Below are 14,978 nucleotides of genomic sequence, written 5' to 3' on the forward strand. Positions count from 1 at the left end.
TTATCTATAGATAATGTGATCAATAACCCGTTTAACTAATAATGTTTGCTTGTTATTAATTAAACGGGTTATTGATGGAACGAATTATTGATAAAACGTGCCTGCTCCTCTTTGATAGCAGCAAGTTTGGCCTCTTCACGTTCGACATCAGCACGCAGCTTTAACAGTTGCTGCTTAAGATCATTTACCTCTTCCAGCTCAACGGGGTCAGGGACACTATTGCCCGCCACATCATTGGCCCAGTCGCTGACATCATTAAAAGCACGTTTGGCACTATGACGCCAACTGCCTTTCAGTTGTGATATGAGTAGATGCAACTGACTCGCCATGGGTTTGCCGATGAAGGGTTCTAACTGGCCAGCGACATCTGGGTCAAAACCTGCCACCAACTGTTTCAGTTGCATCAGCACTTTATAATCACCAGCGATAGGCAAGTTACCTTCAGTGCCTCGCATTAGATTGAGCAGCTGGGCTGGGTTGTCTACGGTAATGATACAATCGGGTCGACTGTGACCGATACGCGCTCGCTCCATACTCGCTTTTTGGCGTTCACTCATGCGGCCACTTGGCTCAAACACACTGTCAGTCGTGACGGGCTCAAAACGCAAACGTTCATGGGTGAATAACACATCCAAATCAATCTCAGGCGACTTCATATTCAGCCGTAACACTTTGCCAGCCAATGGTGCTAGACCTGATTTGGTGATTTCATCGCTAGCAATGGCAAGGTTAATCAGCTTTTCGGCACCAGCCAAAAGTAACACAGTCAGCATAAGGCTCTCACATATTTAATTGAGCGCCTTTAGAAAAGCGCATGGTTTGTCAGGGTCAGTGGTTACGACTATTGGGTGTTAGTATTTTTCTTTTATCGTTATGCTTTAAAGCCACGATGCACGGCGACGATACCAGCGGTCAAGTTGTGATAATCACAATTTTCAAAGCCCGCTTGTTGCATCATCTGCTTCAACGTTTGCTGATCAGGATGCATACGAATCGATTCAGCCAAATATTGGTAACTTTCAGCATCATTAGCAATCAGCTTACCCATAATTGGTAAGGCGGTAAATGAATATAAATCGTAGGCTTTCGATAATGGCTCAAACACGGGTTTTGAGAACTCTAGAATCAATAAGCGACCACCCGGCTTCAGCACGCGATACATAGATTTTAGAGCAGCATCTTTGTCCGTGACATTACGCAGACCAAAGCTAATGGTAAGCAAATCAAAGCTATTGTCATCAAATGGTGCTAATGTTTCCGCATTGGCAAGTACAAAATCGACATTATTGCAGCCAGCATTAATCAAGCGCTCACGACCAACTTCTAACATTGCCGCATTGATATCAGATAACACGACTTTACCGTTGCGACCGACTTCACGGCTAAAGACTTTGGCCAAATCACCCGTACCGCCAGCGATATCAAGCACATGCTGACCCGCACGTACGCCTGATAAGCTAATCGCATAACGCTTCCATAAGCGATGAATACCAAAAGACATTAAGTCATTCATAATGTCGTATTTTTTGGCGACTGAGGTAAAAACGTCGGCAACACGTGCTTGTTTTTCTGATTTATTGACTGTTTTATAACCGAAATGCGTTTGCTCATTACCGTCAGTGTCGAGTGTGTGCGGGTTATTAATGTCATCACGCTGGTTAAAAAGCGTTTGCTTAGCGGTCTGCTCTTGTGCAGCGGTGCTATTGTTTGTAGGGTTGTTTGACATAGTGGTTTGTTGGCCTTGTGGCGTTCCGGTTGGCAAGTCTTGGACTTGCGTAAAATCATTACTTTTTTTGACGCTAGCATCAATACCAGTATCAGTCGTCGCATTAGGCACAGGACTTTGACGCGCTTTTACTTGTGCAGTGATATTTTGACTGTGAGTGATACTGTCTCTGACCAATTTATCTTGTAAATGACCATTAGTTGTGGTGTTGGTCGGTAGCTTTTGGTCAGAGTGGGCAGTGTTATTATTGGTATCATCGGTCATTGCATTATCCTATTGTTCACTTTTATGATTATTTATTTGAGATATTTTTTGAGTATATATTGCGTTCGTTAACGAGTTTTTGCCAGTTAACTCAGTCTCTCTTCAATCCTATGATACATCAAATGACAAGGGCTTACTGCCATTATCCGTGTCATGAACTTCGTCAATAATCTCAAGCTCACGTTCACAAAACGGCTCGATAAAATTGCTCACACTTTTGAGGGGTTTCATGGCCTTAAAACCAGTATCGATGAAGTCATACAGTGGTTGAAAGTTATAGCGATAGGCGGTGCCTTTTGCTAAGGCAAACGCTTTTTTGAGCATAAATGAGTTTAAATGTTTGTCAGTGCGGTAGCAAACGTCTTTAAGAGTACCGATCTGGACACGGCGTTCATCCTCTTCATCGACAATACGATAGGCGGCTAGCATATTGTCTTCGGTGACTGGTAAGTCTTGAGCAAGTAGCCATTGGGCCAAATGCAAGTCTAGCTCAATCGCTAGAATAGCTGCTTGGATGCCCATGCTGCCAGCTTCTAAAGCGGACTCTTTAGCAAGACGCTCAAGCTTTTTTGCTTTTGGCAAAATGCGTTCTAACTGTTCGGCCAATAACTTGAATTCATCGCCACCATATAACTGTGTCAGAAAATAGTCTGCCATCAGCTGATTTTTTGGCTGTTCAAACAGCTCACTATGCGTACGTTGGAGTCGCGCTTGTTGCCATGCTTGCACTTCGTTGAGTTTGATATTCAATTCGGCATCTTGATGATGTGGCAGCGCCCAAAAATTTGTTAGGTGCTGTTGTAAGTCGGTTAAAGCAGACATGGCGTAAAATCCTATATAAAAATAAAGATCATGATTAAGTTGAGAATAAAGTGGTCAAAGTTATGCCGTTTTTGGTGCTTATTATAATTTTAAGACTCTTTTAAAACATGCTCTCAAGATTGTGTTCACCTTAAAAGAAAATAAAGCAGAATACAAATGTCAAACTGTTACACAGCAGCGTTATTTACTGAATTGGTCGAATGCTATGATTAAGCTGAAACGCTTTCAATCATAGGACGATGCCAGTTATGAGCAAAAATAATAATACGACTGAACTTACAGCACCACAAGCGGTCAGTGCGCAATTTAGTGAGCAAGTGATCGAGGAGCGCTTAACGCCCAATCCACTGAGTCAGTTCTCGATGGATAAAGATGACCTTAGGTTAGCATTGGTCACCGCCCAATATGCTCTGCGCGCGACACGGCAGCAAACGCCGCCACCTGCCAATCAGCCAACTGGGCTGTTGGTACTGGTTAATGGTATGGAGCAGGCGGGCAAGGGGACTGCTGTCAAACAGTTGCGCCAGTGGGTAGATCCTCGGCTGCTTAAGGTGGAGGCAACTATTGGTTATTGTCCCTTAGCGTATCAGCCGATGTGGCAAGCACACACTAAAGCGCTGCCACGTCATGGTGATGTCATGGTTTATTTTGGCAACTGGTATGCTGATTTGCTTTACAACGTCATGCGTATGGCAGCAGACAACAAAAACGATGATAAGTCGTCAAAAAATAGTCAATCACAAGACAAAAAATCCGATAACGACAAAGCGCTACCGATTGCGAAATGGCAAGCGTATCTACAACAGCAACTTATTAAACTGCAAGCGTTTGAGCAAGACCTCGTTGCCAATCAAACCAGACTACTAAAATGCTGGTTTCATGTTGATATCGAAACGTTGCAAGAGCGATTAAATGACGATGAAGCCGATCCGCAGTTTTTGTATCAAATTGATTGGAATAATGCAGAGATTGTCGCGCAGTTTAACGAAGTAGCCGTGACATTGTTACGGCAACAGGACGACTGGATCATCATCGATGGTGAGGATAAATCACAAGCTGCCGATCATTTTTGCCATGAAGTATTGCATGCGATGCAAACTGCACTTGTAAGTAGTCGAACAGACAGTAACGAAACAACAAAAAGTCAGTCTGAGTCCAAGACGCAAAAACCTGAGTCAAAAGTTGATCAGGAACCGTTTGAACCTGTAAAAATACCCAAGTTACTAACCGATATCGATGACTCAGACGTCAGTAAGGCTGACTATCAAGAGGCATTGGCAGAAAAACAAGCTCGTCTTGCCGAATTGCTACGTGCGCGCAAAGGTCGTCATATTGTTTTTGCTTTTGAAGGAATGGACGCTGCTGGCAAAGGCGGGGCTATCAAAAGACTGGTGGCCGCGCTCGATCCGCGTGAATACCAAATTTATAATATTGGTGCGCCGATGCTATACGAGTCACAGCATCCTTATCTCTGGCGTTTTTGGACAAGGCTGCCTGACGAGCAAACAAACCGTATTAGCCGTATTGCGATCTTTGATCGTACTTGGTATGGGCGCGTGTTGGTTGAGCGTATTGAGCAGTTTGCGACTGATGCTGCATGGCAACGTGCTTATGATGAAATCAACCGCTTCGAGGCGGATTTGAGCGAGGCAGGGACGTTGGTTATTAAATACTGGCTGGCGATTGATAAGAAAGAGCAGCTTAAGCGCTTTGAAGCGCGCGAAGAAACACCTCACAAGCAGTTTAAGCTCACTGATGACGATTGGCGTAACCGTGATAAGTGGTCAGATTACGTACAATCTGCCGCTGATATGCTGGCACGTACTGATACTGAATACGCACCATGGTGTGTCATAGCCACCAACGAGAAACGTCAGGCGCGTTTGGATGTTTTAGACCATGCTATTAAACAGTTGTCAGTAGCATCTAAAAACCAGTAGCTCTTTATTAAAATTGAGGGTTAATGGCGGTCTATATTGTTAACCGTCTTTTCCAAGTGAAGTTTAGTGAAACATACTCGATCTAATCTGTCACTGAGAAAGGGTGATATTGAAAGTACACAATCACAGTTACAAATCTTGCAATATCATTATGCATTATGTGATTATATTTAATATAATAGGGGCACAATTGTCTCTGCTATGTCATATATTGCCTTAATAAGTGTGTATTGTATGATTTGTACAGCTATTTAAAAGATATTGTTGCCGTATCAGATATCGATAAAAACAGTAACATCGCCACAAATATAAGCCGCAAGATGCTGTAATCAGATGATTTAGCAATACCGCTTGCGGCTTTGTGACATGTGGAGTGATGGGTTTTTGATAATGTATTGATAATTTGAATCAAACGTCAAACAGCAACAATCGATTCTAAGATACGGCAGCAAAACAAACGTAAAGAGTTCATTGTTTAGAGAGCACGTTGCGCCTTTATATAATGCTATTTTAGTGCGGGATATTAAAACCTGCCTGTATAGCTGCGCAATATTACTAATCGCATATAATTCCAATCAGCTTACGCAGGACGCATCAACGTATGGGTATTAGCAACAGTTCTACAGAGTCAGCTAAATCAGTTGGCTCCATGAGAATAAATCTATTTTTTGCCATTTTATTGGTTGCGATGACCAGCTACTTTTTGTGGTGGGGTCTAGATTACACGATGCGTCAGCAAACGACGCTATTTATTGTGGCGACCGCTTTTGGTGTCTTTATGGCATTCAATATCGGTGGTAACGATGTCGCCAACTCCTTTGGTACTTCAGTAGGCGCAGGGACGTTAACTATCCCTCAAGCATTGGGTATCGCAGCGATATTTGAAGTGTCAGGCGCTGTGCTGGCAGGTGGTGAAGTAACCGATACTATCCGAAGCGGCATTGTCGATCTAGATGGCCTCGCAGTCGAACCCAACCAGTTTATTTATGTCATGCTTTCAGCGCTCATTGCTGCTGCCTTTTGGCTGTTATTTGCCACCAAAAAAGGCTTACCTGTTTCGACCACACATGCGATTATTGGCGGCGTGGTTGGTAGCTCCATCGTATTAGGTATCACGTTAGGTGGTACCGAGATGGCATTATCAACCGTGAATTGGGGCAAGATTGGTACTATCGCCATCTCTTGGGTGCTATCACCGCTACTAGGCGGCGTTTTGTCTTATTTATTATATGGACAGATTAAGAAAAATATCATTGAGTATAATGATAAAACAGAGGCGTATATTGGCGAGTTAAAAGCTGATAAAAAAACCTTAAAACAAAACCACAAAGAATTTTTGGACGGTCTAACAGAATCAGAACAGCTGGCTTATACCTCAGCGATGTTACGTGACCAAGAAATCTACAAAGATGATGATTGCGTCGTTGAAGATTTAGAGACCGATTATTACAAACAGCTTTATGAGATTGAAAACGAGCGCAGTAACCTCGATACCCTAAAGGCATTGAAGCAATGGGTACCTATAATTGCGGCTATGGGCGGTGCAGTCATGGCCTCACTAGTTGTCTTTAAAGGTCTGAAAAACGTCAATAATGGTATGACGACGCTGCAAGGCTTTTTGATCATGGGGATGATCTCAGCGCTAGTATGGCTTGCGACCTATATTTACACCAAGAGTATCCGTGGTAAGCATAAAGAAGATCTGACCAAAGCCACCTTTATTATGTTCAGCTGGATGCAGGTCTTTACTGCTTCTGCATTTGCCTTTAGTCATGGCTCGAACGATATTGCCAATGCAGTTGGTCCTTTTGCGGCGATTATGGATGTCATTCGTACCAACAGCATCTCTACCGAAGCGGCTGTACCCCCTGCTGTGATGCTGACCTTTGGCGTAGCATTGATTGTGGGTCTTTGGTTTATTGGTAAAGAAGTGATTCAGACCGTCGGTACCAATCTAGCGAAGATGCATCCAGCTTCTGGATTTTCAGCTGAATTGGCTGCTGCTGCCGTTGTGATGGGCGCATCGACGATGGGTCTGCCAGTCTCAAGTACACATACCTTGGTCGGAGCGGTACTTGGCATTGGTATCGTCAATAGAGATACTAACTGGAAGCTTATGAAACCAATTGGTCTGGCATGGGTGATTACCCTTCCGGCTGCAGCTTCAATGTCTGCTATTAGTTATCTCATATTGATAAATATCTTTTAAGAGTAATGCTATAAAGCCCATTAATAAGGCTTGGATTAGAACCAAAAATGCTTATCAGCGTGATGCTGATAAGCATTTTTTTATGTTGAATGCAGATTTACTCAGTACCAAACTGCTGGCGTTTTTTGGCAAAAAAGCGGTCCAAGCGATCCATCGCATTTTCTAAATCAAGCAAGTTTGGCAAGAACACCAAGCGAAAATGATCTGGTTTGTCCCAGTTGAATCCTGTGCCTTGAACCATCAATACGTTTTCTTCGACAAGTAAGTCCATCATAAAATCCATATCATCTTCGATAGGATAAACCTCAGGATCCATCTTTGGAAAACAATAAAACGCGCCTTGGGGCATGGTACAAGAAATACCTTTAATCGCATTGAGACGTGAGACGGCCATGTCGCGCTGCTTACATAGACGACCAGTCTTAGAGGTTAAGTCCTTCATACTTTGGTGACCGCCCATGGCTGTCTGAATCGCATACTGTCCTTGGACGTTAGAGCAAAGGCGCATGGATGCGAGCATATCTAAGCCTTCGATAAAGTCCGCTGCATGTTGCTTGCGACCAGATACCATCATCCAACCTGAGCGAAATCCTGCAATGCGATGCGACTTCGATAAGCCATTGTATGAGAGAACCAGAACGTCGTCAGTCAAGGTGCTCATCGGGGTATGCACATTATCATCATAGAGAATGCGATCGTAAATCTCATCGGCCATGATGATTAGGTCATGCTCCTTAGCGACTTCAATGATCTGTTTTAGTAGTTCATCACTATAAAGGGAACCTGTCGGATTATTGGGGTTAATAACCACAATGCCTTTGGTTTTGCTGGTGATTTTAGATTTGATGTCCTCGATATCAGGGTGCCAGTTGTCTTCTTCATTGCAGCGATAGTGTACAGCAGTGCCGCCAGCGAGGTTGGCCGCAGCCGTCCATAATGGATAGTCTGGCATAGGAATGAGCACTTCATCGCCATCATTCATCAACGCCTGCATGGTCATGACAATCAGCTCAGAGACCCCGTTACCCAAATATACGTCACGGACATCAACTGCCGAGAGCAGACCTTTAGATTGGTAATACTGCAAAATGGCCTTGCGTGCTGAAAAAATCCCTTGCGAGTCCGAATACCCCGTGGCTTCAGATAGATTCATCGCGACGTCGCGTAAAATCTCATGAGGGGCTTCTAGGCCGAACGGCGCTGGATTGCCCACATTCAACTTCAATATACGTTTGCCTTCTGCTTCCATTGTATTGGCAGTCTGTAATAGGGGACCACGAATGTCATAGCAAACGTTTTGTAATTTATCGGATTTTTTTATCGGATTCATAGCATGACCATTTGTCAGGGTGTTTGGTGAGTTTTTATTAGTATCAATGAAAGCGGTTGATGGCATCTTGGTCTGATTTCTTCGTGTTTTCTGTGGTGTTATTTCGTCTTGCATTTTTTCATCTTGATATGGGTTATTACTGTTAGGTGATGTGTCATCAGAGTTTTGATCTTGAAGCTCACCACGTAACAGATACCCTTCGCTACAGCCCAAAATACGTGCGAGGATGGGGAGCTTGGATGAGACGATACCATTGGTACCACGCTCCCAGTTCGAGATAGCACCACGACTCACCTTGGCACCAGCAGCAGTCATCGCTTGTGCTAGCTGCTCAGCGGTGAATCCTTTCTTACGGCGTAATTGTACCAATCGTGCTGCTTGGGTGCTGTTGTCATCCGACATGGTTGTTTAGGCCTTTATTAACTGATAGTTTTTCAATAAGTAGATGAATTGAGGCTTTTAATTAGACGCCAATGCAAGATATTATTGCATTATCAATCATAATGCAAGAGGTTTTCAAATCACTTACACTTGTAAATGAAAGTTTTTCTTGCATTACTCCTTTTATGTATGACGCTCCCGACAATGACAGTCAACTAAATACATGTTTACCTATCAAAATTACATCTTTACTCACTCTAGTTTTAAAGTAATTTGATATATTTTAAACTGGATAAAATTCTATTTAATGACATGCTTATTCCAAAATACAGGCATCACGACTCTAATATTCACCTTGAATAGTGAGTCGATAAGCAACAGATAGGGCACATCGTTTTCATAATAATATGGCGATAAAATAGTGACAGAGATTAGATAACAAATACTCTAATAAGGACAAATCATGCAAGACAATCAATTAAGTAAAGAAGAAATCAGCCAATTGACTGAAGCTGACTGGAAAGAGCGTCTGAGTGCTGACGAATATCATGTACTGCGTGAGAAAGGCACAGAGCGTCCATTTACTGGTGTTTATAATGACGCGACTGATGACGGTGTTTACCGCTGTAAAGGCTGCGGTGCCAGCTTATTTGATTCAACCAATAAGTTTGATGCAAGCTGCGGTTGGCCAAGTTTTGATCAAGGCATCGATAATAGCGCGATCGAAGAACATGTTGATAATTCGCTAGGTATGACTCGTACAGAGGTAACTTGTAGCAACTGCGGCGCACATTTGGGTCATGTATTCCCTGATGGACCGAGTGAGACGACAGGCATGCGCTATTGCATCAACTCAGTATCTATCGATTTAGATAAGTCTGAGAAGTAAGTATTTAGATAGTAGCAGTAATAGTAATGTGGAAGGGAAGTACAGAGTGCTTCCTTTTCAATAATACTTGCTGCTTATATGACTGATAAAGTAAAAGTGTCAAATGAATACCCAAAACAACAAAAATCTCAATTTAAGGATAAATGATGAGCACTATTTATGATTTTACGGCTGAGCGCATGGATGGTAGCCCGCAAGCGTTTTCTGACTATCAAGATAAGGTATTGTTAATCGTTAATACCGCGAGTAAATGTGGCTTTACGCCCCAGTTTGAAGGGTTGGAGGCGCTATATGAGCAATACAAAGATCAAGGATTGGTCGTCGTTGGCTTTCCTTGCAATCAATTCGGCAGCCAAGATCCAGGCACTAATGACGAAATTGGCGCGTTTTGTCAAAAGAATTATGGCGTCAGCTTTCCGATGATGGCAAAGATTGATGTCAACGGAGCAGAGGCTCATCCCATTTATGCATGGCTCAAAGAGCGAAAGGGCGGATTGCTTACCGATGGTATTAAATGGAATTTCACCAAATTTTTAATCGATAGTAAGGGTCAAGTGATCGATCGTTATGCACCAACGACCAAGCCTGACGCGATAAAAAGCGATATCGAGCAAGCACTAGCTAATAAATAAGTATCAAGTCTGAAAATATTGAATTTTCTAAAAATATAAAATCAACAAAAACATATGCTTGTCATAATAGTGAATAAAATATTGAGAAAAGTGGTAAATACTGTTTGACACGCACATGTAAATCTATATAATACACACCCACAGCAGCAGAGCTTAGTGACAAACTAAAGAGCTCGGTTGATGTTGAATAAATTGCATCGCAATTGTTCGATGGGTGATTAGCTCAGTTGGTAGAGCGTCTGCCTTACACGCAGAATGTCGGCGGTTCGAATCCGTCATCACCCACCACTTATTTAGCGAAGTGGGCCTCTTCATAAAGGTAGAATGCTAAAGAGACCTAAGCAGCGGTAGTTCAGTTGGTTAGAATGCCGGCCTGTCACGCCGGAGGTCGCGGGTTCGAGTCCCGTCCGCTGCGCCATATTTAAAACGAATTTAAACTGTAAAGTTTAAGCAAGTTTCGCCTCAAGTATTAATTTACTTGAGGTTTTTTTGTGTCTAAATTTTAGCTCAAGCTCTTTAATCACATGGGCTTGTCACTTTCTCGTTATCGCTCCATCAGCAATAGCTAGCTCTTTATTAGTGAACCAGATATGAATCTGCATGCAGGCATTGTATTTTTCTAAATCGCTAACTATCTGCTCGGTGACCAAACAATGACCTTTTCCTCAATGGCATCCTCGCTTGGCAAAATCAGCGTCTCAATAGCATTAACGACAAATCTGCTGGGTCAAGACGTCTTAATCGCCTGTATAGACGATTTAAAGGGTCTCTCTGATGTTATGGGTATTCTATATCCTAAAACACAGATCCAGCAGTGTATGGTGCACACAGTGTGTTGCTCAATAAAATTTTTGCCATCGATGAATACTTAGTTTACCAAGTTTGGTTCTACAGTTTCCTCATCATAGCTCAGTTGTTTTTGTTGTTGCATTTGATCGATTTTTTGCTGATTGCGCTTTTTAACTTCACTAATAGCAGCACTCAGTTGATTGTTTATTTTTTCTACTTCAGATTTTTTTTCCTCATAACTCTCATCTCCTCTCATCTCAGTCTTTTGTGTCGGGATATCTATATCCAGTAGACCAGAATCGTTTTCAAAATCTTCTAAATTTTCTCTCTCTATAGTGCGTAAAGGTGTCACTTTCCTAACCTGCTCATTTTCTAAGACTTCATTAATTTTTTGTGCATTTTCATTAGATGCAATACTTGGCTCTATAGGATATGAATTATTATTTTCATTACGTTGTTGAGAGTTACTTCTCTGCTTTTCATTCTCTTGAGGAGTAGGTTTTTCCGAGACAGTGACATGCTTTCTCTGATTACTATCAATTTTAGGACGTGTTTCAGCTTTATCTAAGGTGAGGGTATAGGCCGATGTTTTAAGTGGGGAATCGCTATTATCTGCGTGAGTCACAGTGATGTGATCCGAACTATTTTTCTTGTTATTAGCAAGGTCATCTAAACTGTGTTTGCTTGAGTTTATATAAAAGATAAAGAATATCGTTAAATGCAGAAATATTGCAAACACTAAGGCTGCAGACCATTTTTCACGAAATTTATTCATTATAAAAGGCTACCTTTCTTTATCAGTAGAACACAGTATTAGTGTGAGCGTAAATTGGTATTGATTATATTCTCTAATAGGTTTTTTCTTATGTTAGACCTCTTGCAGCAGTACCGTTTCATTGACCTCCGCTAACGAATTATAAAGGGCTAGCAATGACTTATGTAAGATATTTATTATAGATTTTTAAATAAAAAAATAGAAGTTTTATTTTTCTATGTTTATCAGTAGATTTTGTGTGTTATTACTTATAATAATTTACATCATTATGTAATAGTTTATTATGGTTATGGTAGTTAATTATTATTATGGATGGTAATGAAGCTACTACGTTTAATAAAAAATACATGGTTGCATTATGAGTAAATGCGGATATAATAAAATTAATAGTACAGTAATACTTGGTTGATTATTGTGTTCTTTAAAGTCACGTTTTTATTATTAAGGAAGTCCAGCTGATCCTAAAAAAATGGGTCTATATAATGATAGGAGAGATGTTTATATACTGGATATTCCATTGACTGGGATCAGACACTATGGACAGAAGAAACGTATTGTTATCGACTACATTATTTTTAGCAATTGGACTTGTAGGCTGCCAGACTGTAAAAAGTGGTCAGATGTTATCTACTGCTGATGGTAGCCACAACATTAAGCAGGCTACTTGGAAAAAAACAGGAGAGATATTTAATCTGCCCGACAATAGTATTCTGACATCTAAAGAAAGTCGAATCGTTTTTATTCATGAGTTAAACGATAATGATTCAAATATCATTAATATAGGCATTGGTGCTGATAATGAATTTCAAACCAGTCTACAAAATGGAAGTTATTCAGATGTCGTTATTTGTAGCGGTTCTCAACTCATCAATGTAGAAAAATTAAATAAAGACAGTGAGGAAGTTCTTTCTTACTCCAAAACCTATCAATTTACCCCTCAAACGACGAGTTATTTAATAGTTGGTCTATCAACAGCTGGCAATCCTGTTGTACAGCAGATACCACATGATGAGGCCCTGCTATTATTGAATCAAAATACTCGTCAAACTCATCAGATCAGTCGTATTTTATCAGAATGTACAGCAGAAGCCCCATCTGAAATTCTTATACAAGAACCTATCGCGGTTTCTACAATAAAGAATCCAGTGGAAATCACAAGTTCTACACAGTTTAGTGTGCTTTTTGATTTTGATAGTACAGGCATTAAAAATAATCAATCCATAATATCAGATAGTATGGCCAATTTTATTAAATCCTATCCGAAGATGGCAGTTACTTTAGAAGGCCATACAGATAACAAGGGTGCTGAACGCTATAACCTAAAGCTATCTCAGTCTCGTGCAAGCATCGTTAAAGATATTTTAGTGAATCACTATGGTATACAAGCTATACGCCTGAGCAGCGTAGGGCACGGCGAGTCTATGCCCATCGATACCAATAACACTGGACGGGATCGTCAAAATAACCGTCGAGTTGTCGCTAGCTACTTATTAACCAAGACAACCAATCAAGTTAACTCATGATTCTAAATTGATATTTATTTCATTTAGAATTAATTAATCAAGGATGATTTTATGAGCACTATAACTGTCAAAGTAAATACCCAAACTGGAACGGTCGCTGAACATCAAGTCGTTACAAAGGACGGCATACCTACCACAATAAAAGCCACCGATAAAATTAATTATGAGCTTTTTGATAAAGCAATTGTCAGAGCTCCGAACCATATTGTTACTAAACGAATAGATAAAGATCTTCATATTTCTTTTGAAAATGATAGTTCAGACCCTGATCTCATTATTGAAGGGTTCTACGATGATATTGATAGTGCACTCATTGGCGTTGCTGAAGATGGTAGTTATTATTACTATATTCCTGATACGGGAGAGGTAGCAGACTATGTCACTGAGCTCCAGTTAGGTGAGATACAAGGTCAAGCATTGGGAGGGAATCCACAGGTAGCTCCTTGGTGGGTGGGCGCGACAGGAGCTGAAGATTTTAATGCATTGCCATGGTTAGCTGTTCTTGCGGGAGTAGGCGTATTAGGGGCAGCTTTGGGTGGTGGTAATAATGATGACGATGATGATGATAAACCAGTGGACACCACTGCGCCTGATGCACCAACCAGCATAGTGGTTGGTAATAACGATGGTTTTATCAATGATGCTGAGATTGATGAGAATGGTATGGTTGATGTCGTCGTTGGACTGCCTGCCAATGCTGTCATTGGTGATACCGTCATTGCTAACGGTGTTGAGAAAGTCTTAACGGCAGATGACATCATCGCAAAAAAAGTTACCGTAAAAGTACCTGCTCCGGCAGAGGGTGACACGCTTGATGTCACAGCGACTATCAAAGATAAAGCTGGTAATGAATCAGACCCATTGACTGAAACAGTTGGCGTGGTTGACACCACAGCACCTGATGCACCAGTCATTGAAATCAACGAAGACGGTACTGAAATCACAGGTACAGGTGAGCCTGGTGCCACGATTGAAGTAGACACTGATAGCGATGGAGAACCTGAATACACCACAACAGTTGATGAAAATGGCGACTACGTCATTGACACTAGTGCTGACCCATTAGTGAATGGCGAAACCATCACAGCTACGGCAACTGATGAAGCTGGTAATGAAAGTGATCCTGCGACGATTATTGCAACTGATATAGATGATGGCGACGCTGACGCTGACGCTGACGCTGACGCTGACGCTGACGCCGATGCCGATGCTGATGCCGATGCCGATGCTGATGCCGATGCCGATGCCGATGCTGATGCTGATGCTGATGCTGATGCTGATGCTGATGCTGATGCTGATGCTGATAACGACGCCCCAACAGCCCCAAGCCTCTCAGCGTCCGCTGACCTAGAACAGGGCGAGGCCGCTGCTGGTGATACCGTTGCGACCGCGAGTGGTTCAACCGATCCAAATGAGGGTGACACGGTCACCTATGAGCTTGACACCGCCTCATTGACGAACTATGTCATTAATGCAACAACGGGTGTCATCACGCTCACCCAAACAGGTGCAGACACCGTCAACAGTGGTGGCACCTTACCAGCCCCCGTGGTCAATGCCACCGATGGCACACTCGACAGTGCGTCAACGACCGGCACAATACCAACCACCGTTGACAACAATAACGACGCCCCAACAGCCCCAAGCCTCTCAGCGTCCGCTGACCTAGAACAGGGCGAGGCCGCTGCTGGTGATACC

At 42.1% G+C, this 14,978-nt stretch carries 12 protein-coding genes and 2 tRNA genes; 9 read left to right on the forward strand and 5 right to left on the reverse strand.

Annotated elements, in window-relative coordinates; translation table 11 throughout:
* Positions 1-68: 68 nt before the first annotated feature.
* The 3 genes from AAEY72_RS11585 to AAEY72_RS11595 form a co-directional block, all read right to left on the reverse strand.
* Positions 69-773 carry a ubiquinone biosynthesis accessory factor UbiJ gene (locus AAEY72_RS11585; protein WP_010199305.1) on the reverse strand — a complete coding sequence of 235 codons (705 nt, stop codon included), beginning with the start codon at positions 771-773 and terminating at the stop codon, positions 69-71.
* Positions 774-871: 98 nt separating this feature from the next.
* The gene (ubiE, locus tag AAEY72_RS11590) at positions 872-1,726 is read right to left on the reverse strand and encodes a bifunctional demethylmenaquinone methyltransferase/2-methoxy-6-polyprenyl-1,4-benzoquinol methylase UbiE (RefSeq protein WP_502945374.1); all 855 of its coding nucleotides are present in this window, start codon (positions 1,724-1,726) and stop codon (positions 872-874) included.
* Positions 1,727-2,098: 372 nt separating this feature from the next.
* Entirely contained in the window at positions 2,099-2,812 is a 714-nt protein-coding gene (locus AAEY72_RS11595; protein WP_352310628.1) for an FFLEELY motif protein, read from the reverse strand.
* Between the two features lie 248 nt (positions 2,813-3,060).
* Between AAEY72_RS11595 and AAEY72_RS11600 the strand changes: the two genes are divergently transcribed.
* Entirely contained in the window at positions 3,061-4,752 is a 1,692-nt protein-coding gene (locus tag AAEY72_RS11600) for an ATPase (protein WP_352310629.1), read from the forward strand.
* A gap of 601 nt (positions 4,753-5,353) precedes the next feature.
* Positions 5,354-6,961: an inorganic phosphate transporter gene (locus AAEY72_RS11605; RefSeq protein ID WP_352310630.1), complete on the forward strand. Its 1,608-nt coding sequence runs from the start codon at positions 5,354-5,356 to the stop codon at positions 6,959-6,961.
* Between the two features lie 97 nt (positions 6,962-7,058).
* Here AAEY72_RS11605 and AAEY72_RS11610 read toward each other — a convergent pair whose 3' ends face one another.
* Complete coding sequence (locus tag AAEY72_RS11610; RefSeq protein ID WP_352310631.1) at positions 7,059-8,693, reverse strand: aminotransferase class I/II-fold pyridoxal phosphate-dependent enzyme; 1,635 nt, start codon at positions 8,691-8,693, stop codon at positions 7,059-7,061.
* A gap of 442 nt (positions 8,694-9,135) precedes the next feature.
* Between AAEY72_RS11610 and msrB the strand changes: the two genes are divergently transcribed.
* The 5 genes from msrB (at position 9,136) to AAEY72_RS16675 (ending at position 11,065) form a co-directional block, all read left to right on the forward strand.
* Positions 9,136-9,561: a peptide-methionine (R)-S-oxide reductase MsrB gene (gene msrB, locus AAEY72_RS11615; RefSeq protein ID WP_010199314.1), complete on the forward strand. Its 426-nt coding sequence runs from the start codon at positions 9,136-9,138 to the stop codon at positions 9,559-9,561.
* A 146-nt stretch (positions 9,562-9,707) separates the two neighbouring features.
* Entirely contained in the window at positions 9,708-10,193 is a 486-nt protein-coding gene (locus tag AAEY72_RS11620) for a glutathione peroxidase (protein ID WP_352310632.1), read from the forward strand.
* A 212-nt stretch (positions 10,194-10,405) separates the two neighbouring features.
* Positions 10,406-10,481: transfer RNA gene (locus AAEY72_RS11625), tRNA-Val, on the forward strand.
* A gap of 53 nt (positions 10,482-10,534) precedes the next feature.
* Positions 10,535-10,611: transfer RNA gene (locus AAEY72_RS11630), tRNA-Asp, on the forward strand.
* A 250-nt stretch (positions 10,612-10,861) separates the two neighbouring features.
* Positions 10,862-11,065 carry a transposase gene (locus AAEY72_RS16675; protein ID WP_502945375.1) on the forward strand — a complete coding sequence of 68 codons (204 nt, stop codon included), beginning with the start codon at positions 10,862-10,864 and terminating at the stop codon, positions 11,063-11,065.
* On the opposite strand, the gene AAEY72_RS11635 is transcribed toward AAEY72_RS16675, so the two are convergent.
* Complete coding sequence (locus tag AAEY72_RS11635) at positions 11,062-11,757, reverse strand: hypothetical protein (RefSeq protein ID WP_352310633.1); 696 nt, start codon at positions 11,755-11,757, stop codon at positions 11,062-11,064. The genes AAEY72_RS16675 and AAEY72_RS11635 overlap by 4 nt on opposite strands.
* A 536-nt stretch (positions 11,758-12,293) precedes the next feature.
* On the opposite strand from AAEY72_RS11635, the gene AAEY72_RS11640 reads away from it, so the two are divergent.
* Positions 12,294-13,280 carry an OmpA family protein gene (locus tag AAEY72_RS11640; RefSeq protein ID WP_352310634.1) on the forward strand — a complete coding sequence of 329 codons (987 nt, stop codon included), beginning with the start codon at positions 12,294-12,296 and terminating at the stop codon, positions 13,278-13,280.
* A 51-nt stretch (positions 13,281-13,331) separates the two neighbouring features.
* Positions 13,332-14,978: Ig-like domain-containing protein (locus tag AAEY72_RS11645; RefSeq protein ID WP_352310635.1), on the forward strand; the 1,647-nt coding region annotated here is incomplete at its 3' end.

It is taken from the genome of Psychrobacter sp. W2-37-MNA-CIBAN-0211, assembly GCF_040309405.1.
GTDB lineage: Bacteria > Pseudomonadota > Gammaproteobacteria > Pseudomonadales > Moraxellaceae > Psychrobacter > Psychrobacter glaciei.

Coding starts and splice junctions, on each gene's coding strand:
- AAEY72_RS11585 (WP_010199305.1), bottom strand. CDS start 773: ATGCTGACTGTGTTACTTTTGGCTGGTGCCGAAAAGCTGATTAACCTT.
- ubiE (WP_502945374.1), bottom strand. CDS start 1,726: ATGTCAAACAACCCTACAAACAATAGCACCGCTGCACAAGAGCAGACC.
- AAEY72_RS11595 (WP_352310628.1), bottom strand. CDS start 2,812: ATGTCTGCTTTAACCGACTTACAACAGCACCTAACAAATTTTTGGGCG.
- AAEY72_RS11600 (WP_352310629.1), top strand. CDS start 3,061: ATGAGCAAAAATAATAATACGACTGAACTTACAGCACCACAAGCGGTC.
- AAEY72_RS11605 (WP_352310630.1), top strand. CDS start 5,354: ATGGGTATTAGCAACAGTTCTACAGAGTCAGCTAAATCAGTTGGCTCC.
- AAEY72_RS11610 (WP_352310631.1), bottom strand. CDS start 8,693: ATGTCGGATGACAACAGCACCCAAGCAGCACGATTGGTACAATTACGC.
- msrB (WP_010199314.1), top strand. CDS start 9,136: ATGCAAGACAATCAATTAAGTAAAGAAGAAATCAGCCAATTGACTGAA.
- AAEY72_RS11620 (WP_352310632.1), top strand. CDS start 9,708: ATGAGCACTATTTATGATTTTACGGCTGAGCGCATGGATGGTAGCCCG.
- AAEY72_RS16675 (WP_502945375.1), top strand. CDS start 10,862: ATGGCATCCTCGCTTGGCAAAATCAGCGTCTCAATAGCATTAACGACA.
- AAEY72_RS11635 (WP_352310633.1), bottom strand. CDS start 11,757: ATGAATAAATTTCGTGAAAAATGGTCTGCAGCCTTAGTGTTTGCAATA.
- AAEY72_RS11640 (WP_352310634.1), top strand. CDS start 12,294: ATGGACAGAAGAAACGTATTGTTATCGACTACATTATTTTTAGCAATT.